The 18635-nt window shown below is 70.6% G+C and carries 24 protein-coding genes and 1 pseudogene; 16 read left to right on the top strand and 9 right to left on the bottom strand.

What is annotated here, in order from left to right:
- Positions 1 to 36: 36 nt before the first annotated feature.
- On the top strand, positions 37 to 552 hold the full coding sequence (locus tag ABZ370_RS19560; RefSeq protein WP_358622201.1) for a flavin reductase: 516 nt from the start codon (positions 37 to 39) through the stop codon (positions 550 to 552).
- 50 nt (positions 553 to 602) lie between these two features.
- On the opposite strand, the gene ABZ370_RS19565 is transcribed toward ABZ370_RS19560, so the two are convergent.
- From ABZ370_RS19565 to ABZ370_RS19585, 5 genes are all read right to left on the bottom strand, one after another.
- Positions 603 to 1571 (bottom strand): pirin family protein, encoded by a 969-nt coding sequence (locus ABZ370_RS19565; protein WP_358622204.1) that lies wholly within the window; start codon positions 1569 to 1571, stop codon positions 603 to 605.
- Positions 1568 to 2257: a phosphatase PAP2 family protein gene (locus tag ABZ370_RS19570; protein WP_358622206.1), complete on the bottom strand. Its 690-nt coding sequence runs from the start codon at positions 2255 to 2257 to the stop codon at positions 1568 to 1570. The genes ABZ370_RS19565 and ABZ370_RS19570 overlap by 4 nt, the downstream gene beginning before the upstream one ends.
- A gap of 71 nt (positions 2258 to 2328) precedes the next feature.
- Entirely contained in the window at positions 2329 to 3264 is a 936-nt protein-coding gene (locus tag ABZ370_RS19575; protein WP_358622209.1) for a M56 family metallopeptidase, read from the bottom strand.
- Between the two features lie 112 nt (positions 3265 to 3376).
- Positions 3377 to 3916, bottom strand: a complete 540-nt coding sequence (locus tag ABZ370_RS19580) for a DUF5134 domain-containing protein (protein WP_358622212.1) — start codon at positions 3914 to 3916, stop codon at positions 3377 to 3379.
- Positions 3917 to 4034: 118 nt separating this feature from the next.
- A complete protein-coding gene (locus tag ABZ370_RS19585) occupies positions 4035 to 4571 on the bottom strand; it encodes an XRE family transcriptional regulator (RefSeq protein ID WP_358622214.1) in 537 nt (178 codons plus the stop codon).
- A gap of 117 nt (positions 4572 to 4688) precedes the next feature.
- Between ABZ370_RS19585 and ABZ370_RS19590 the strand changes: the two genes are divergently transcribed.
- Together ABZ370_RS19590 and ABZ370_RS19595 are read left to right on the top strand one after the other, a co-directional pair.
- Entirely contained in the window at positions 4689 to 5396 is a 708-nt protein-coding gene (locus ABZ370_RS19590) for an AzlC family ABC transporter permease (RefSeq protein WP_358622216.1), read from the top strand.
- Positions 5381 to 5704: an AzlD domain-containing protein gene (locus ABZ370_RS19595; RefSeq protein WP_358622219.1), complete on the top strand. Its 324-nt coding sequence runs from the start codon at positions 5381 to 5383 to the stop codon at positions 5702 to 5704. Before ABZ370_RS19590 ends, ABZ370_RS19595 begins: the two co-directional genes overlap by 16 nt.
- Before the next feature lie 86 nt (positions 5705 to 5790).
- Here the strand turns inward: ABZ370_RS19595 and ABZ370_RS19600 are convergent, their stop codons facing one another.
- A complete protein-coding gene (locus tag ABZ370_RS19600; protein WP_358622221.1) occupies positions 5791 to 6972 on the bottom strand; it encodes a helix-turn-helix transcriptional regulator in 1182 nt (393 codons plus the stop codon).
- A gap of 143 nt (positions 6973 to 7115) precedes the next feature.
- Between ABZ370_RS19600 and ABZ370_RS19605 the strand changes: the two genes are divergently transcribed.
- The 4 genes from ABZ370_RS19605 (at position 7116) to ABZ370_RS19620 (ending at position 9400) form a co-directional block, all read left to right on the top strand.
- On the top strand, positions 7116 to 7619 hold the full coding sequence (locus ABZ370_RS19605) for a hypothetical protein (protein ID WP_358622222.1): 504 nt from the start codon (positions 7116 to 7118) through the stop codon (positions 7617 to 7619).
- A complete protein-coding gene (locus ABZ370_RS19610) occupies positions 7616 to 7891 on the top strand; it encodes a hypothetical protein (protein ID WP_358622225.1) in 276 nt (91 codons plus the stop codon). The genes ABZ370_RS19605 and ABZ370_RS19610 overlap by 4 nt, the downstream gene beginning before the upstream one ends.
- Before the next feature lie 304 nt (positions 7892 to 8195).
- Positions 8196 to 8672: a hypothetical protein gene (locus ABZ370_RS19615; RefSeq protein WP_358622228.1), complete on the top strand. Its 477-nt coding sequence runs from the start codon at positions 8196 to 8198 to the stop codon at positions 8670 to 8672.
- A gap of 356 nt (positions 8673 to 9028) precedes the next feature.
- On the top strand, positions 9029 to 9400 hold the full coding sequence (locus tag ABZ370_RS19620; RefSeq protein WP_358622229.1) for a hypothetical protein: 372 nt from the start codon (positions 9029 to 9031) through the stop codon (positions 9398 to 9400).
- 66 nt (positions 9401 to 9466) lie between these two features.
- On the opposite strand, the gene ABZ370_RS19625 is transcribed toward ABZ370_RS19620, so the two are convergent.
- The gene (locus tag ABZ370_RS19625) at positions 9467 to 9859 is read right to left on the bottom strand and encodes a VOC family protein (protein WP_358622231.1); all 393 of its coding nucleotides are present in this window, start codon (positions 9857 to 9859) and stop codon (positions 9467 to 9469) included.
- 153 nt (positions 9860 to 10012) lie between these two features.
- On the opposite strand from ABZ370_RS19625, the gene ABZ370_RS19630 reads away from it, so the two are divergent.
- Complete coding sequence (locus ABZ370_RS19630) at positions 10013 to 10585, top strand: GNAT family N-acetyltransferase (protein ID WP_358622291.1); 573 nt, start codon at positions 10013 to 10015, stop codon at positions 10583 to 10585.
- Between the two features lie 6 nt (positions 10586 to 10591).
- Here the strand turns inward: ABZ370_RS19630 and ABZ370_RS19635 are convergent, their stop codons facing one another.
- Entirely contained in the window at positions 10592 to 11275 is a 684-nt protein-coding gene (locus tag ABZ370_RS19635; RefSeq protein WP_358622234.1) for a glycerophosphodiester phosphodiesterase family protein, read from the bottom strand.
- A 264-nt stretch (positions 11276 to 11539) separates the two neighbouring features.
- Here ABZ370_RS19635 and ABZ370_RS19640 point away from each other — a divergent pair, with 264 nt between their 5' ends.
- From ABZ370_RS19640 to ABZ370_RS19650, 3 genes are all read left to right on the top strand, one after another.
- The gene (locus tag ABZ370_RS19640; RefSeq protein WP_358622236.1) at positions 11540 to 12940 is read left to right on the top strand and encodes a DUF6421 family protein; all 1401 of its coding nucleotides are present in this window, start codon (positions 11540 to 11542) and stop codon (positions 12938 to 12940) included.
- A 107-nt stretch (positions 12941 to 13047) separates the two neighbouring features.
- A complete protein-coding gene (locus ABZ370_RS19645) occupies positions 13048 to 13833 on the top strand; it encodes an SDR family NAD(P)-dependent oxidoreductase (RefSeq protein WP_358622238.1) in 786 nt (261 codons plus the stop codon).
- On the top strand, positions 13830 to 14891 hold the full coding sequence (locus tag ABZ370_RS19650; protein ID WP_358622241.1) for a low specificity L-threonine aldolase: 1062 nt from the start codon (positions 13830 to 13832) through the stop codon (positions 14889 to 14891). Before ABZ370_RS19645 ends, ABZ370_RS19650 begins: the two co-directional genes overlap by 4 nt.
- Positions 14892 to 15010: 119 nt before the next feature.
- Here the strand turns inward: ABZ370_RS19650 and ABZ370_RS19655 are convergent, their stop codons facing one another.
- Positions 15011 to 15742, bottom strand: a complete 732-nt coding sequence (locus tag ABZ370_RS19655; RefSeq protein WP_358622244.1) for a lysophospholipid acyltransferase family protein — start codon at positions 15740 to 15742, stop codon at positions 15011 to 15013.
- Positions 15743 to 15958: 216 nt separating this feature from the next.
- On the opposite strand from ABZ370_RS19655, the gene ABZ370_RS19660 reads away from it, so the two are divergent.
- The 5 genes and pseudogenes from ABZ370_RS19660 to ABZ370_RS19680 all read left to right on the top strand — a co-directional run.
- Positions 15959 to 16303 carry a thioredoxin family protein gene (locus ABZ370_RS19660; RefSeq protein WP_358622247.1) on the top strand — a complete coding sequence of 115 codons (345 nt, stop codon included), beginning with the start codon at positions 15959 to 15961 and terminating at the stop codon, positions 16301 to 16303.
- A gap of 94 nt (positions 16304 to 16397) precedes the next feature.
- Positions 16398 to 16481, top strand: a complete 84-nt coding sequence (locus tag ABZ370_RS19665) for a putative leader peptide (protein ID WP_358622293.1) — start codon at positions 16398 to 16400, stop codon at positions 16479 to 16481.
- Positions 16482 to 16537: 56 nt separating this feature from the next.
- On the top strand, positions 16538 to 17044 hold the full coding sequence (locus tag ABZ370_RS19670) for a flavin reductase family protein (protein ID WP_358622249.1): 507 nt from the start codon (positions 16538 to 16540) through the stop codon (positions 17042 to 17044).
- 224 nt (positions 17045 to 17268) lie between these two features.
- Positions 17269 to 18054 (top strand): electron transfer flavoprotein subunit beta/FixA family protein, encoded by a 786-nt coding sequence (locus tag ABZ370_RS19675; protein WP_358622251.1) that lies wholly within the window; start codon positions 17269 to 17271, stop codon positions 18052 to 18054.
- A gap of 55 nt (positions 18055 to 18109) precedes the next feature.
- Positions 18110 to 18635 (top strand): annotated as a pseudogene (locus ABZ370_RS19680) (electron transfer flavoprotein subunit alpha/FixB family protein); the annotation flags it as partial.

Here is an 18635-nt window from a genome sequence, read left to right on the forward strand (position 1 = left end):
GAGAACCAACCGAAGCAGGAGAGGAGCGGCATCGCCGTGCCCCCCGACCAGAAGGCATTCCGGGAAGCCATGGCGCATCTCCCGGCAGCCGTCAACATCCTCACCACGAATGGTCCCAGCGGCCGCTGCGGCATCACCCTCAGCGCCGTCTGCTCCGTCACCGACGCCCCGCCGACCCTCCTGGCCTGCGTCAACCGGACCAGCGCCATGCATGACGTCTTCCAGGCCAACGGACGCGTCTGCGTCAACGTCCTCCGCGGTGACCAACAGGAACTGGCACTGCACTTCGCCGGGGCCACCAAGGTGCCCATGGCGGAGCGCTTCACCTGGGACGTCTGGGACCGAGACCACGAGGTACCGGTCCTCAAGGACGCCCTGGTGACCGCGGTGGGCACCGTCAAGCACGCCATACCGATGGGCTCCCACAGCGTCCTCTTCCTCGACATCGAGCACATCCGCACCCGCTCGGGCGGACAGAGCCTCGTCTACTTCAACCGAACCTTCCACCGCCTCGGCACCGCCCCCCTGATCCCCGAAAGCACCCCGCCATGAAGCCCTCCGGGCCGACGCCGACGGCGCCCGCACGCAGGAGAAAGCACAGCTCAGCGCGTTCGTCCGCGCGGTTTCAGGGGCACCGGAGGGAGTTCAGGAGCGGCCAGCGGAGGGCCGTCGTAGCCGCGGACCACGCCGAAGCGGCGACCCGCCGCCCAGTCCTCTCGGGCCTGGGCGATGTCGTCGTGGGAGCGGCCGATGAAGTTCCACCACATCACGATCCGCTCCTCGAACGGCTCGCCGCCCAGCAGCATGAACGCGCTGTCCACATCCGCGCGCAGAGGAAGCTCGCCGCGGCCGCAGCCCAGGTAGAGCAGGGAGCCGGGGGCCAGTCGTACGCCGTCGACCTCGGCTTCGCCGGACATGGTGAGGGCGGCGTACTCGTAGTCGGGCCGCACCGGCAGGCGGGTGTCGGTGCCTGCCGCCAGGGCGATGTCGGCGCCCATCAGGGGAGTGAAGGTGGTGCCGGGCGAGGCCGCGCCGTCCAGGTCGCCGAGGAGGACGGTGGCGCGCAGCCCTCCGCCGCCGGTCACCTGGGGGAGCGCGGCGTGGTGCTCCCAGGTGGGGGCCGTGTGCCGGTCGCCGTCGGGGAGGGCCACCCATAGCTGGGCGCCGTGCAGCAGCCGGGCGTGGTCGCGCGGGGACTCCTCGGAGTGCGCGATGGCCCGGCCCGAGGTCATCAGGCCCAGCTCGCCGGGGCGTAGTGTCTGGAGGCTGCCAAGGCTGTCGCGGTGCAGCACCTCGCCGTCATGGAGCCAGCTCACGGTCTGGAGGCCCATGTGGGGGTGCGGAGGGATCTGCATGCCCGGCTCGTCGGCGATGTCGTCCGGCCCGTAGTGATCGACGAAGCACCATGCGCCGATCATGCGCCTCCCCAGGTTCGGCAGCAGGCGGCGCACCACGGTGGATTCGCCCAGGGGGACCTGCTTGGAGGTCAGCAGTTCGCGAACCGGCCGCGCGGTGACGTCGGCGCGGCCGCCGCAGACGGTCGCCGCGGGCCGCGGATCGAGATTGCTCATGGACGAACTCTCCCATCGGCGGAAGATTTCCGCTCGGCCCTGTGGATAACGGCGTACGGATACGCGACAACCGCCCAGGCGACCAGTGCCGCGCCCAGCAGCCAGCCGCCGAGGATGTCGGTGGGCCAGTGGACGCCCAGGTACAGCCGGGTGAGTCCGACGCCGAGGACGGAGACGGCGGCCACGGCGGTGGCCAGGCGTTGCCAGGGGGCGGGTGCGCCGTGCAGCTTCAGCATCCACAGCAGCAGTCCGAAGGTGACGGTCGCGGTGAGGGCGTGGCCGGAGGGGAAGGCCGCGTAGTGGGCCGAGTCCACCGGATTCGCCCAGTGCGGGCGGGGGCGGTCGAGGGCCGCCTTCACGCCCTGCTGGAGAGCGGTGCCGGCAGCCGCCGTGACGGCGACCCACAGGGCGAGCATCCGCTCCCGGCGCATCAGCAGCCAGAGGACGATCACGGCCGTCAGGGCGCGCATCGTCCAGGGGTCCCAGATCCAGTCCGTCAGCACTCTGTTGGCCTCGGTCCAGCCGGGGTGGTCGAGCGCGGAGCGGTGCAGTGGGACGACGACGTCCCGGTCCGCGCTGATCAGCGGCCCCCAGCGGGCCGCGACGAGAGCGAGCAGCACGACGAAGAGGACGCTGAGCACGCTGGCGATGCGGAGGGGGCGGGGGTGGCGGTTCTGCGGCTGCATGGTGTCGATGATCGCCGACACCGGGCGTACGGGGCCAGCACGCGCGTGGGTCGTACGCGGTATCCGGAGGCTCAGCCCAGCACCCGCAGCGCCGGGACCAGGGTCACCAGCAGGGGGACGACGGGGACCAGCGCGGCCGCGGCGGTGAGTTGCAGACGGCGTACGGGGGAGAAGCGCGCCGCGGGGGCCAGGAGGCGGTCCACCCGCTGCGGGACCTGTGCGAGTCCGCTGGGGCAGGGGCCGAACACCCCCCGGTCTTCGTTGAGTTCCACGAGCGCCAGCGCTGTCGTCGTCCGCCCGAACCGCCGTGACGCGGAGTCGTCGGCGGCCAGCTCGACCAGCCGGTGCACCTCGTCCTGGAAGGCCGCGAACACCGGCACCCGCGGAAAGCCTCCGGCGAGCGCCCCGGCGCAGTGCAGCAGCCAGTGGTGGCGGGCGCGCGCGTGGCCCTGCTCATGGGCGATCACGGCGTCCAGCCGGCGCCCCTTGAGGCGGCGCAGGGCCGCGGTCGTGATGACGAGCTGGGGCGTGGTGCCCGGCAGCAGCCAGGCGTCGGGCTTGTCGCCCTCCAGGACGACGAGCCGCTCCCCGGCGGGCTCCTCGCCGGGCAGGACGGGGGAGCGGACGAGGAGTTCGGCGCGGTGCTGCCTGCGCCAGGCGCGGGCACGGCCGATCTCGCGGGTGAGCATCACGGCGGACCATACGGCGCCGAAGGCCAGGGCGAGGGCGACGGGCGCCGCCCAGGGGCCGTAGCCGGACAGCGCGTACGCCTCCACGACGCCGTTGGGCGCGGAGGCGAAGACGTTCCCCCGAACGGCCTCCGAGGCCGCTGCCGCGGTGAGTGCCATGGTGAGCGCGCAGCACAGCAGCACTCCGACGACGACGCATTGCCATACCCACAGTGCGAGTACGGGTTCGCGGTCGACCCATGTGGAACGGGACATCAGGCGCGGCGCCATTGCCGCCACCAGTGCGCCGAGGCCCATCAGCGCGAGCGGGACCATCATGGCCGTCAGCCTATGGTCGTGGCGGTCGGCCCGGGTATGTCCGCGCGGATGAAGTGACGTACGCCACGGTTTGCAGGGCGTCGTCACCCGGCGTACGCACCGGCGGGCGGGTTCAGAGCGACAACAGCATCGCGAACATCCCTATCGCCATCGTGAGACGGCACGCATGCCGCAGCTCGGGCAGCCGAGACCAGCCTACGGCCGTCACCGCGCCGTCCGTCATCGGCAGCAGCCGCAGCCCGGACCGGACCACGTAGACCGCGAAGTAGACGAGGAGCGCACCGGTGAGCACCGGTATGCCGCCCGCCGCCATGGAGGCGTGGCTGTGGCCGCCCCGGGGGCCCGCCATCATCGCGAGCGCCATGTACACCATGGCCAACGCCCCTACGGCGTGGTGCAGATGGTGGTGCCCCATGGCCCGTACGGCCGCCACGCCGAACACCGCCGCGAAGGCGGGCGGCCCCCACGGTCGGGGGTCCAGGACGGCGGACGGCACGGCCATCGCCGCCATCCCCCACCCCATGAGCGCCTCGGCGCGCGCGCTCCGGCGCGCCGCCCCGGGCGGTTCGGCACGCATCCGCAGCAGGCAGTACCCGCCGGTGGCGGCGCACAGCGCGACCAGCAGCCAGCCGATGAGCGGAGGTCCGTGCACGGTCCACCTCCCGGGGCGGCCGCGACCGACGGCCGTATGCCGGGAGATTGCCCGCGCGCGGACCGGACTACGGGAGCGCACTGGCGCAGCGGGGGAGCGCGCGGACGCCCCGCGCGGGTCAGTGGTGCTCGGAGATGAGTACCGCGCGTGTCGACGGTTCGAGGGCCTCGAAGATGTGGGGCAGGTCGGCCGGGTAGGCGACGTAGTCGCCGGGGTGCAGTTCGACCGGGGCTTCGGCGAGGCCTGCCCGGGCTCGGCCCGTGGACAGGATGACGTGCTCGACCACGCCCGGCATGTGGGGATCGGAGGCGCGTACCGCGCCGGGTTCGGCGTTGAGGCGGTAGACGTCGCGGCGGGTGCCGGGTGGGCTCGCGGAGAGCAGGGCGGCCTGGTAGTCGGCCTGTGCGGAGGCGAGGCTTACGCCCTCGTCGGCCCTGATCACCTGGACGCGGGGACGTGGGGGGTCGAGGAGCCGTGAGGGCGGTACGTCCAGGGCGACGCACAGCGCCCAGAGGGTCTCCAGGCTCGGGTTTCCGCTGCCGGACTCCAGCTGGGACAGCGTGGACTTCGCGATTCCGGCGCGCCGGGCCACCTCGGTGAGCGACAGCCCGGCCCGGCCGCGCTCGCGTCGCAGTACGGCCGCGATCGAGTCCATCGGGACCTTCGACGAAGGGTTCGAAGTCGCTGCCGGTGCTTCCTGTGCCATCCGTTCGCTCCAGGCGGTAGATGTTCGGTTTGACGAACGCGCTCTGCGGTGTTCATTCTAAACGTCATGCATTCGATATGGAGAACGCTCGATCGTGTGCTGCTGCGGGACATCGCGCTCGTCTGCCTGGCCGTCGGCGTCACCAGCCTGTCGTACGGGGCGATCGCCGTCGCGTCGGGTCTTCCGCTGTGGGTTCCGGCGGGGCTGAGCGTGCTGGTGCTCGCCGGTGCCTCGGAGTTCCTGTTCGTCGGGCTCATCGCGGCGGGCGGCAGCCCCCTCGCGGCGGTGCTGGCCGGACTGGTGGTCAACGCACGTCATCTGCCGTTCGGGCTGGCCCTGCCCGATGTCCTCGGACGCGGGCGTCGGCGGCTCCTCGGCGCCCATCTGATGAACGACGAGAGCGTCGTCTTCGCCCTCGGCCAGGACGGGATCGCACGGCAGCGCGCCGCCTACTGGGCCTGCGGCCTGGGCGTGCTGCTCTGCTGGCCGCTGGGCGCGGTGACCGGCGGGCTGATCGGCACGGTCGTCGACGACACGGATCTGTTCGGGTTCGACGCGATGTTCCCGGCCATCCTGCTGGCCCTGGTCCTGCCCGCGCTGCGCGACCGGGACAAGCGCCGGGCGGTCCCGGCGGGCGTCGTCATCGCCCTGGCCACGACCCCCTTCCTGCCCGCCGGGGTGCCCGTCCTGCTGGCCCTGGCCGGGGTGGCGCTCGCCGTCGGCCCGAGGAAGAACAACGACCTGGAGGAGGAACGACCGTGCCCGGCTCCCTGACGCTGGCCGTCGCCATCCTCGCGCTCGCGGCCGGTACGTACGCCTTCCGGCTCGCCGGACCGCTGCTGCGCAGCCGGATCACGCTGCCGCCTCGGGCGGAGAAGCTGATGGAGACGGCGGCCATCGTCCTGCTGGCCGCCGTCGTGGCGACGACGGCGCTCACCGAGGGCCACGGGCCCGCCGGGTTCGCCCGCCCCGCCGGGGTGGCGGTCGCCGGAGTGCTCGCCTGGCGCAAGGCGCCATTCCTGGTGGTCGTCCTGGCCGCGGCCGCCACCGCGGCCGGGCTGCGCCTGCTCGGCGTGGCTTAAAGGCCCGGCTCAGAGCCCCGGCCGGGAACGCAGGGGGTGGTCCTCGGGGATCTCCACGACTGCGATGCGCACGCCGTCCGGTCGGATCAGTCCGTCAGCCCGGACCGCTTCGCCATAACCAGCAGCTCCGGGCGGCTGCGCTGGTGAAGGGTCCACAGCACCCGCAATACCTCCCGCGCCATCGGGTGGATCTCCGCCATCTGAGGAGCAACGGCGAAGGCGAACTTCAGCGCATCCTCCGCCCCGACGAGGTCCTTTGTCGCCAGACGAGCGCGGGCAGCGTCGATGGCCAGGCGACCGACGCGGGAGGGTTTCAGTCCTGAGGGAGGATTCTTGAGCAGTGGCGCCGCTACTTCCGCTGCCTTGTCCGGAGCGTTCAGCTCGATCTGCGCCGCAAGTTCGTACAGCGCGGTGTTGCCCGGCCCGAAGGTCAGGTTGTGCTGGAGTACGTCAGGGCCCGTGACGCGCTCCGCCAATGCCTTCGCCCGACGTACGTGGTCTGCGGTGGCGTTCGCGTCCTCGTGCCGAGAGGCGAGGACGACGCCGCGTAGGTGGAGCGATCCGAGGTGGACTACGTGCTCCAGGCCGTCCCCGGGCGCGGACTCGTAACGGACGATCGCACGCTCGATGATCGCCATGCCGTCGGAGTACTCACCGGCGGACTGATACGTGCCCGCCTCATTCCACGCAGCAGCTGCCTCGGCCGACGGATTCCACGTTTGCTGTGCTGCCCACGTCTGGCGTGACACGATCATGTCTGCCAGATCCGGCTGACGGAATCGATGCGCGACGGCGTACGCACAGCTATAGACGTCGGCCACCTGCCCCCACGCCACGGCGTCACCGTCGCTCGCCATGGCCGTCGCGGTCACCTGTCCGAGCAGGGCAGAGAGGAGCTGGAGCAGTTCTACGTAGCGCGTGTCCGCACGTAGCTGTGCGGCCTGTGCGAGCGACGCCGCCAGCTCGTTGGAGGGAGGAACGTCCTCTCGCGGCAAGGTGTGCCGACGGACCACAGTGCGAAGCTCGGTCAGCAGCTCATGCTGGGCTGACGGCTCGACGAACGGGTCGCCGTAGATGCGTGCCGTCGTGACCTTCAGCGCTGCGGCTGCCGCCGCAACGAGCGGTGGAGTGGCAGGCCGAAGCCCAACTTCAATCTTGCTCAGATAGGAGAGCGAGATGCCCATACGTCGCGCCAGTGCTGCCTGATTCATCTTGCGGGTCTTCCTCAAGACCGCGATGTTCTCGCCCGCTGACGGTGTGCTGTGCATGCCCACAGGCTCGCACGTGAACGGTCGTTCGTCCGCCCCTCCAGCGAGATCTGACGCCTCGTTGTGCAACTTTTGTGTTAACTGATCACGGTGTTCCCGCAGTTATCTGGTTACTAACGGCAACGACGACCGGGAGCCACCGAATGGACGCGAACAGCAAGAAGCCCACCCTCGTCTTCATCTACGACCGAGAAGTGACCGTGCAGGACTCGGGCGACGAGCGGATCGCCCTCTGCCGAAAATACGCCGACGGAGCAGGCTGGCAGGTGGCCGGTCAGTGGGTGGATCGCGGAGATGCTGCCGTGGCAAGCTCCAGGCCGGGCTGGATGGGGATGGTCGGCGCGATGAGCCTGGAGGGGCAGGGATGTCGGATCGTCTGCCTGGTCTCGACTCTGGACCGCGTCGCCTTCGACCCCGAGTCGAGCATCCGTCTCCGGCAGCTCGTCAGCGGCGCGGGCGGCGTGGTGCTGGCCGTTGACGACGAGTGCGACGCCGGGCAGCGCCAGTTGCTCCCGACGTTGCGCTCCAGTCAGGACGAGGCGGTGGAGGCGCCGCAGAAGCCCGAAACCCCGGCTCGTGTCCTGCGGTGGCGAGGTCAGACGATCGCACCGGGCGTGACGCTCATGCTGCACGGCGGCATCGCATGAACCACGGACTCCTGGCCGCGCTCTCGGATCTGATGGACCGCCCGGCGCTGGCCGCCCAGGATTCGACGGCGGCGCACCCCGTGGGCATTGCTCCGCAGGTCATGCAGGTGGCCGCGGAGATGCTGGCCAACGAGACCGCCACCACTGACGACATCCGTGCGGTCGCGGTGCTTCTGCACTGCACGCTGGGCGATGCGCTGCAGGTGATCGGGGGCATGCAGCGCCCGGTGAGTGCGGTCTCGCCCGAGACGCCGATCGGCCATCCGGTGTAGCCCCGTTTAGTCCCCTGACCGTCCGGCGCTGGAACGTCGGGCGGACAGGAAGACGGCCCGAAGCAGCTGAGGTCGACTGCGTTCAGGTCATGGTCCCCGTCCTGATCCCCGTCACGTCATCCGGGGCGGGGGCCAATCCCCAAGCTTCACTTGTTGGGCGAGGAAGACCCGTTCGGCAAGTGGTGGCGCTGGTGCCGTCCTATGCGACACCAGGGCTTTCCCAATGAAGACCCCGTCCCGATCACGTGCTTGGCGGCCAGTGCCGGGACGAGGTTCGCGCACCACCCAACAGAGAGGTAGACGCATGACCCACGGTACAGTCCTGCTGGCCGACCCAGACCGCGCAGCGGTTGTCGGCGCTGTCGTGAACAACAACCCCGAGCTGGGTTCGGACATGGCCGGTCGCATCGTCGATGAGGCGGTGAAGTACCTCGCGGCAGTGGCGGATTCGCCTCAGCCGCTGGTTCCGTCCCGAGTCGTCGACGAGGGGTGGCACACGCTCATCCTGCACACCCGCGTCTACCAGAAGCTGTGCAGCCAGCTCGGGACGTTCATCCACCACACCCCCGAGCCGCGAGACCCGTCGCGCCACAACCCCGACGCGATCACCCGGACGCGGCAGGCGATCGTCGCGGCGGGGTACACCGTCGACGACGCCCTGTGGCTGGCGCCGGACGACACCACCATCCCGGTCGCCGCGAGCTGCACGCACGGCCCCGGCGGTCCGGAAGGATCGTGTACCGGCAACCCGGACGGCGACGGCCCGAGCGGACCGAACTAGGGAACGGATGATCTGCGGTCGGTAACTCCGTACCATCGTCACGGGAGGTGGCTATGTCCATACAGTGGGTGAAGCCCGGTCGGGAGGGGCTGGTGGCGCTCGTCAAGAAGCTCCAGGGGCCGACGCCACGGCCGGACAACGCCTGTGGCTGCACTCGGCAACGTGGGCCGAGGATGGTGGCGATGGTGGTCGTCCATGAGGGTGTCACGTACACCATCCCGTGCAGCAGGTGCGGTGGTACGGGCGTCGTTCCGTAGGTTCATAGCCTCACCAACCGCCCCGTCCGTGCGCCATCCCATGGCGCCGGGCGGGGCTTTTCTATAAGGAAGATCGACGTGCTGCAGTGCACTGCCCTGATGCCTCTACCGTTCGAACAGGCATTGGTGGAGCTTTTGACATCCAGCGATCCGCCCGCAGATCCGCTGTGCGATCTGCTCGCGGACGGGCCGTACGTGCTGTGCGAGCTGGGCGAGAACCACGCCGGTCGCCACACCGACCACCTGCATTTCGAGCACGACCTGTCCCTCTGGATCATGTGGGACGACAGCGGGCACCAGTTCGTCCGCATGCTGTCGTGCGAAGCGCTCTCGCCCAGCGATGAGGATGCGTGCTACTTCCACCAGCACCATTCCTCCGCGCATTCCTGGGCCGTGACCGATCCCGCGAGGCAGGCCCTGGACGAGGGGCTTGAGGGCCGGTACGGGCACGGGTGGCGGAGCGGAGACTAGCCCTGTGACGCAGTGACCAAGCCCCGCTCGGGAGGATGCCCGGGCGGGGCGTCTTCGCGTTTGGCGTCAGAGTCCCGGCCGGTAGCGCATCGGGTGATCCTCGGGGACCTCCACGACCGCGATGCGTACGCCGTCCGGGTCGGCGATCCACATCTCGATCAGCCCCCACGGCTCCTTCTTCGGCGGTCGCAGGATCTCCACCTCCCGGGCCGCCAGCTCGTCGTGGGCCGCCTCCGCGTCCGCGACCTGGAGCCATAGCTGGAGACCCGGCGCGGGCGGGGTCTCGGAGCGGCCGGAGACCTCCAGGAAGCCGCCGCCCAGGAAGTAGACCGTGCCGCGCTCGGGGCCGGTCCCGAACTCGCGGCAGATCGCCAGGCCCAGCGCCTCGCCGTAGAAGGTCCGCGAGCGGTCGGGGTCCGTCGGCCGCAGCAGTGTGCGGCTGCTCAGTACGTGCACCATGCCCGTGACCCTACGCACCCCGGGCCGGGCGGGATGGGGTTAGGGTCTTTTTCCGTCACGCCGCCCGTTCCTGCCGCCCGCCGCCCGCCGCCTGTGGGGCGCAGGGCACCCGGGCCGCCAGGGAGAGGATGCCGCGCCATGGACGCCACCGCCATGAACACCCCCGCCGCGAACGCTGCCGCGAACACCGCCGCCGGCACCCCCGCACTCACCTACCGGGGGGCCACCGAGGCCGACATCGAGCCGCTGGTCGCGCTGGTCGAATCGGCGTACCGCGGGGACGCCAGCCGGGCCGGATGGACGACCGAGGCGGACATCCTGGACGGGCAGCGCACCGACCCCGAGGGCGTGACGGCCGTCGTAAAGGGCGCGGACAGCCGGATGATGGTCGTTGAGCGGGATGGCGAGCTGATCGCTTGCTGCCAGCTGGAGCGCCGCGGCGAACACGCCTACTTCGGCATGTTCGCGGTGCGGCCCGGCCTGCAGGGCGGCGGCCTCGGGAGGGTGATCCTCGCCGAGGCCGAGCGGTTCGCGGCGGCCGAGTGGGCCGCGCGCGAGATGCATATGACCGTGATCACCGCCCGCGAGGAGCTGATCGCCTGGTACGAGCGGCGCGGCTACGCCCGTACGGGGCGGACGACGCCCTTCCCGTACGGCGATGAGCGCTTCGGCCTGCCGCGCCGCCCCGATCTCGCGTTCGAGCTGCTGGTCAAGCCACTGGTCTGAGGGCCCTCACGCCGTGTAGCGCACCGCCCGGCGGATCTCCGGGAAGTCGGTCGTGCCGCCGTCGAGGCCGAGGCCGCGGGCCAGCTTCAGATGGTCGGGGGTGTTGACCGTCCAGCCGATGACCTTGAGGTCGGCGGCGTGGGCGCGCTCCACCAGCTCCAGCGTCAGCCGGCGGATGTTGAGCACCAGCATCCCGGCGCCGACGGCGTGCGCCCGGTCGATGGCGTCGAGCCCGTAGCGGCTGGCCACCAGGGCGGTGCGGGCGCTGGGCAGCAGGGTGCGGATCTCGGCGAGGGCCTCGTCGTGGAAGGAGATCACGTCGACCCGGCCGAGCAGATCGCGGCTGGTCAGCACCTCCGCCAGGGCCCGGGCGGCGGCCACGTCCTTGATCTCGGCCTGGATCGGCGCCTTCACGGCGTCCACGACCTCCTCGAAGACCGGGATGCGCTCGCCGTCCCCGGCGTCGAGTTCGCGCAGCTCGGCGAGGGTGAAGTCGCTGATGGGGCCCTTGCCGTCGGTCGTGCGGCCGACGTCGGCGTCGTGCATCACGACGAGCGCGCCGTCCTTGCTGAGGTGCAGGTCCAGTTCGATGACGTCCAGGCCTTCGTGCTCGGCCCGGACGAATGAGCGCAGGGTGTTCTCCGGCTCGACGCCCATCACTCCGCGGTGTCCGATGGTGAGAAAGGTCAACGTGATCTCGCTCTTCTGTCGGGCTTTTTGTCGGTTTTCGGTTGTGTGTGGAGTCACGGGCTGTCCGGACCGGCGCTCAGCCTAACGGCCGACTCCGGCAGGGCCGCTCAAGCGCGGCCGTGGCATGGTCCGGGGCGGATGGGGCAGGAAAAACGGCGGCGGAACGGAGGTGCCGCAGGACGATTTCCGTTACCCCGCCTTGAGTGGCGGGGCCATCCACGGATACGGTGTCTATACGGAAGGTTCTCCGGTGAAGGAGTCGTCATGACGGAAATTCTTTCGTCCGTGATAGCGGACGGTGGCATTCTGCCTGCGGAGCGTGTGATCGAACACTCGGCCTGGCCATCCCTCAAAGGGGCTGTAGAAACGATTCGCCCCTGGCAGTCCAAGGACGGTTCCATCGACTTCGACGCCGAGGGTGCACCACCCCGCCACCGCGCCCGCGACACGCTCGAAAGGGTGATCGCGGCCATCGAGGAGCTGGCCCCGCTGCTCCCGCACAACGCCGCGTACCACCGCGCGCTCGTCGCCGATCTGCGCAGATGGGCCGACGACGGCTTCGGCGTCCCCGACTTCCTCGACTCGCTGCTCGCCTTCCAGCCCGCCCAGGCGCGCGCCGACGGCCTCCAGCACCTCGTCGTCTTCCCCATGTACACGCAGAACGGCAACCCGGACCGCAATCTGGAGGCGGTCGTCCTGCGCATGGTCTGGCCCGACTGGCTGGCGGAGCTGGAGCGCACCCGTTACGACAACCCGCTCTACCTCGGCCTCGCCTTCGAGGACTTCACCTCCGGCTACGACACCAACTCCGCGGTGCTCTTCCCGGAGACCATCGCCGTGCGCGAGGCCCCCGAGCGCTTCACCTGGGGCGGCATCTTCTGCGACCGCGAGGCCGCCCGCTTCCGCCGGGTCAGCGACGCCGCCGTCCGGGCGCTGGGCATCGAACTCCCCGACGACATCCGGGACATGCTCGCCGACCAGCGGCGCTGCCAGGAGGCGTTCGCCCTGTGGGACATGGTCCACGACCGCACCCACAGCCATGGCGACCTGCCGTTCGACCCCTTCATGATCAAGCAGCGCCAGCCGTTCTGGATGTACGGCTTGGAGGAGCTGCGCTGCGACCTCACCGCCTTCAAGGAGGCCGTGAAGCTCGACGCGGAGGGGCTCGCGCAGGCCCGTGACGTCCAGTACGCCGTGATCTTCGACCGGATGTTCCGGTTCCCCGTCACCGGCGAACGGGTCCGCAACTACGACGGCCTCGGCGGTCAGTTGCTCTTCGCCTACCTCCACCAGCACGACGTCGTACGCTGGACGGACAACACCTTGCACATCGACTGGTCGCGCGCCTCGCAGGTCACCAACCAGCTGTGCGGCGAGATCGAGAAGCTGTACCGGGACGGCATCGACCGGCCCAAGCTCGTCCACTGGTTCAAGGCGTACGAGCTGGTGTCGACCTATCTCGCCCCGCACCCCGGCTCCGTCTGGGCCAAGGGCCCCGACGCGCTGGACCTGACCCAGCCGCCGCGCAAGCTCGTCGACGACGTGCTCCCCGACGAGTTTCCGCTGAGCATGTTCTACGAGGCGCTCGCCAAGAAGCTGCGGGACGTGGTCGCCTCTACCAAGGGCATCACGGCCGGCGACGACGACGTACCAGCGGCGGCGTGAGCCGGAACGCGACGGACCGCCCCACAGCACCGCACGGCACGGCGCCGGACAACAGACCCGGCACCGGACGAGACGACATGGCACCGGACGATGAGGAGACACCGAGCATGACCACACCGACGTCGAGCCCGAGCCCGAACGAGCCGGGCGGCCGGACGCCGCTGGACGGCGCCGTGGTGGCGGTGGCCGGTGCGGCGGGCCCGGCGGGCCGCGCCACGCTGCTCCGCCTCGCCGAGGCCGGTGCCACCGTCGTCGCCTCCGACTCCGACCCCGCGCGGCTGGCCGAGGCCGTCGACGCGGCGCGCTACGCCCACGGCGGCGCCCGCGTCACCGGGGAGACCGTCGACCTGCTCGACCTGAACGCCACCCGCGCCTGGGCCGACCGGACCGAGAAGGAGTTCGGCCGGGTCGACGGCCTGGTCCACCTCGTCGGCGGCTGGCGCGGCAGCAAGACCTTCGCCGACGCACCCCTCGCCGACTGGGAGACCCTGCACGATCTGCTGATCCGCACCGCCCAGCACACCTCGCTCGCCTTCCACGACGCGCTGCGGCGCACCGGCAACGGCCGCTACGTGATGATCAGCGCGGCGGGGGCGTCCCAGCCCACCGCCGGGAACGCCTCGTACGCCGCCGCCAAGGCCGCCGCCGAGGCGTGGACGCTCGCGCTCGGCGACTCCTTCCGCAAGCTGGGGGGCGAGGGCGGCCCGGCGGCCGCGGCTGTCATCCTGGTGGTCAAGGCGCTGGTGCACGACGCCATGCGGGCGGAGCGCCCCAACGCGAAGTTCGCGGGCTTCACCGACGTCACGGAGCTGGCCGAGGCCATCACCGGAGTCTGGGAGCGGCCCGCCCGGGAAGTGAACGGAACCCGCCAGTGGCTGACCCCCAAGCCGTGAGCACCGACGCACGCCGTCATCACGACCCCGAGGTGCGCGGCTTCGCCAGTGACAACTACGCGGGCGGCCACCCGGAGATCCTCGCCGCGCTCGCCCTCGCCAACGGCGGCCATCAGGTCGCCTACGGCGGGGACGACTACACCGCGCACCTCCAGCACGTCATGCGCAGCCACTTCGGCCCGTACGCACAGGCGTTCCCGGTCTTCAACGGCACCGGCGCCAACGTCGTCGCGCTCCAGGCGCTCACCGACCGCTGGGGTGCGGTCATCTGCGCCGACACCGCGCACATCAACGTCGACGAATGCGGCGCGCCCGAGCGGGTCGGCGGGCTGAAGCTGCTCACCGTGCCCACCGAGGACGGCAAGCTCACCCCCGACCTCATCGACCGCGAGGCGTACGGCTGGGACGACGAGCACCGGGCGATGCCGCAGGTCGTCTCGATCGCCCAGAACACCGAGCTGGGCACCGTCTACACGGTGGACGAGATCCGCGCGATCTGCGAGCACGCCCATGAGCGCGGCATGAAGGTCCACCTCGACGGGGCCCGGATAGCCAACGCGGCCGCGGCGCTGGACGTGCCGATGCGCTCGTTCACCAATGTGGCGGGCGTGGACGTACTGTCCTTCGGCGGCACGAAGAACGGCATGCTCTTCGGTGAGGCCGTCGTCGTCCTCGACCCGGACGCGGTGCGCGCCATGAAGCATCTGCGCAAGCTGTCCATGCAGCTGGCGTCCAAGATGCGGTTCGTCTCCGTCCAGCTGGAGGCCCTGCTCGCGCGCGATCTGTGGCTGCGCAACGCGCGCCACGCCAACGCGATGGCCCAGCGGCTCGCCGAGGGGGTGCGCGCGGTCGACGGCGTAACGATCCTGCACCCCGTCCAGGCCAACGCGGTCTTCGCCCGGCTGCCGCACGACGTGAGCGAACGCCTCCAGAAGCGGTACCGCTTCTACTTCTGGGACGAGGCGGCGGGCGACGTGCGGTGGATGTGCTCCTTCGACACCAGGGAAGAGGACGTCGACGGCTTCGTGGCAGCCCTTCAGGAAGAGATGAAGCGCTAGAGATGAAGCGCTAGAGATGAAGTGTTAGAGGTGAAGCGCCAGGCGGCGTCTTCCGGGAGCCGACGCGGCAACGGCCGTCCCCCCGCCGGGAGGGACGGCCGCCGCTGGCACGGAAGGAATTACCGCCCGCGGTCCAGGGCGATGGCCTCCGCCGGGGTGGGGGCCGTACCGCCCAGGTGGGCCGGGACCCACCAGGTGTCGTCCGGGCCCTTGGGCCGCACCGGGTACGCCCGCTGCGCCGCCTCCAGCAGCTCCTGCACCCGCGACCGCATCCGGTCGGTCAGGGTGTCGGACGGCTCGGTCGGGTCGGCCTCCATCGGCTCGCCGACGCGCATGGTGATCGGGAAGTGGTTGCGGCCCAGCGCCCGCTTGTGGCCCTTGGTCCACAGCCGCTGCGTCCCCCACAGCGCCATCGGCAGCAGCGGAACGCCTGCCTCCTGGGCCAGCCGGGCCGCACCCGACTTGAAGTTCTTGAGGGCGAACGAGCGCGAGATGGTCGCCTCGGGGAAGACGCCGATGATCTCGCCGGAGCGCAGGGCCTTCAGGGCGTGCTTGTACGCGTCCATACCCGCGGCCCGGTCCACCGGGATGTGCTTCATGGCCCGCATCAGCGGCCCGGAGACCTTGTGACGGAAGACCGCCTCTTTCGCCATGAACCGCACCAGCCGCCCCGCCGGACGGGCGGCGAACCCGGCGAACACGAAGTCGAGATAGCCGATGTGGTTGCTCACCAGAACCGCGCCACCCCGCTCCGGGACATTCTCGATGCCCTTCATGTCGATACGCAGGTCCAGCGCCTTGAACATGGTGCGGGCCGCGCCGATCACCGGCGGATAGACGAGCTCTGCCATAGAGGGACCCTTCATCGTTTTCCCTGGGAGGGCTCTCCCGGCGGAAGTTACGCAGCCGTAGGTTTCCCGGCTTCTGGCAGATGGTGCCCTATGTCATCTCTCTGTGCTAGCGCGGGTCCCCACCATCACGCGAGATTCTCATCACGTAGTGCCCTGGGGAATCCCCTAAAGCTCCATGTCGCTGCACTCTATGACGGCGTCGATCCGGAGGACAGCGTGCGAAACGAGCAGGGGCAGAGCGAGACAGACGGGGGCGAACGGCTCGAATCCGCCCAGCTCGGAGCGGAGCTGGGCGCCCGGGCCACCCTCGTCCAGTTCTCCAGCGCCTTCTGCCAGCCCTGCCGGGCTACCCGGCGGGTCCTGGCCGAGGTGGCCCAGATGGTCGACGGCGTGGCCCATGTCGACATCGACGCCGAGGCGCAGCTGGACCTCGTACGGATGCTGGACATCGTGCGGACGCCCACCGTGCTGGTGCTCGACGCGGACGGCCGGGTCGTGCGCCGCGCGGCCGGACAGCCGCGGACCGCGGACGTCATCGCCGCCCTGGGCGAGGCGGTCTGACCCGGTGTGAGATCCCGGCGCCCGGCCCCCTGGCGGAATCCCGTCCACCGGTCCGCACTTGACGGTGTGCTGCGGGCATCGTCAGGGTGACGTCATGCGGCCTGGACTTCTTCTTCTCTATGGACGCGTACACGTGGACCTCATGCGGACCGCGAGTGCGCGGTGTCCGGGCGGGTGAGCGACGACGACAGTACGGCTCCCCCCGCTCGTACCCCACCGCAGAAGGGCATGTTCATGACCGCTTCCCCCGACCTCGGCACGCCCCGGCTCAGCGCCCCCGAACTCTTCCGTTCCGTCTTCCGCAGGCACGCCGCCGGTGTCGCGGTGATCACTGCACAAGGGGCGCACCCCGTCGGCTTCACCGCGACGTCCCTGGCCTCCGTCGCCGCCGAGCCGCCGCTGCTCTCCTTCGGTGTCGGCAAGGGCTCCTCCAGCTGGCCGGTGATCGCCGAGGCCGAGTACGTCGGCGTGCATGTCCTGGGCGAGCATCAGCGGGAGCTGGCCGCGACCTTCGCGCGCAGCGGCGCGGACCGCTTCGGCCCGGGCACCGGCTGGCGCACCGGGCCCGAGGGGGTGCCGGTGCTGGACGGGGTGCTGGCGTGGGTGGTGTGCCGGGTGGTGGCCCGGATACCCGCCGGTGACCATCGCGTGGTGATCGGCGAGGTGGTCGCGGGCGACCCGGCGGGAGCCGGTCGTCCGCTCCTGTACCACCAGGGAAGCTTCAACGCGCTGCGCGACTGACGGGCTACGACTGACGCGACCGAGCCGTTCCGCTGATCATCCGTTGGCAAGGTCACAGTTCAACCGGGTTGCGTACGGGGAACACCCTGGGTGTACTGACGAGTAATATTTCGTTCGGTGCATGGGCAGCCCCCGGCCGCCAACCGACCGGGAAGAGCCCCCGAGGGCGCCTATGCTGCCAGCACAAGGCAGCCCGGAAGAGACGATGCAGTAGGAGAGCCGGCGTGAGCTTGAGGATCGTTGTCTGTGTGAAGTACGTGCCCGACGCCACTGGCGATCGGCACTTCGCCGAGGACCTGACGCTCGACCGTGACGATGTGGACGGCCTGCTCTCGGAGCTGGACGAGTACGCGGTCGAGCAGGCCCTTCAGATCGCGGGCGAGGCGGACGACGCGGAGATCACGGTGCTGACCGTGGGTCCGGAGGACGCCAAGGACGCGCTGCGCAAGGCGCTGTCGATGGGTGCCGACAAGGCCGTGCACGTCGAGGACGACGATCTGCACGGCACGGATGCGCTGGGCACCTCGCTGGTGCTGGCCAAGGCGGTCGAGAAGACCGGTTACGACCTGGTCATCTGCGGTATGGCCTCCACGGACGGCACGATGGGCGTGCTGCCGGCGACCCTCGCCGAGCGCCTGGGCGTCCCGCAGGTCACGCTGCTGTCGGAGGTCTCGGTGGAGGACGGCACGGTCAAGGGCCGCCGGGACGGCGACACGGCGACCGAGCACCTTCAGGCGTCGCTTCCGGCGGTCGTGTCGGTGACCGACCAGTCGGGCGAGGCCCGCTACCCGTCGTTCAAGGGCATCATGGCGGCCAAGAAGAAGCCGGTGACCTCCTGGGACCTGTCCGACCTCGACATCGAGGCCGAGGACGTCGGTCTGGAGGGCGCCTGGACGAAGGTCGACGGCGCCGAGGAGCGCCCGGCCCGCACGGCGGGCACGATCGTCAAGGACGAGGGCGAGGGCGGCAAGCAGCTCGCGGAGTTCCTGGCGGGCCAGAAGTTCATCTGAGCCCCACTGCTCACTGCCCCCTAGACACCTCGCATCGCAGGAGAGAAGAAGTCCCATGGCTGAAGTCCTCGTCTATGTCGACCACGTGGACGGTGCCGTCCGCAAGCCCACTCTGGAGCTGCTGACGCTGGCCCGCCGCGTTGGCGAGCCCGTCGCCGTCGCCCTGGGCGCCGGTGCGGCGGAGACCGCCGCCACCCTCGCCGAGTACGGCGCGGTGCGGGTGCTGACCGCCGATGCCCCGGAGTTCGCCGACTACCTCGTGGTACCGAAGGTGGACGCGCTCCAGGCGGCGTACCAGGCCGTGAGTCCGGCCGCCGTCCTGTTCCCGTCCTCGGCGGAGGGCAAGGAGATCGCGGCCCGGCTGGCGGTCCGTATCGGCTCGGGCATCATCACCGACGCCATCGATCTGGAGGCCGGTGCCGAGGGTCCGGTGGCGACGCAGTCGGTGTTCGCGGCCGCGTACACCACCAAGTCCCGGGTCTCCAAGGGCACGCCGGTCATCACCGTCAAGCCCAACTCGGCCGCGCCGGAGGCGGCTCCGGCCGCGGGTGCGGCCGAGGCGCTGGAGGTCTCGTTCTCCG

Source organism: Streptomyces sp. NPDC005962 (genome assembly GCF_040629205.1).
Taxonomy (GTDB): domain Bacteria; phylum Actinomycetota; class Actinomycetes; order Streptomycetales; family Streptomycetaceae; genus Streptomyces.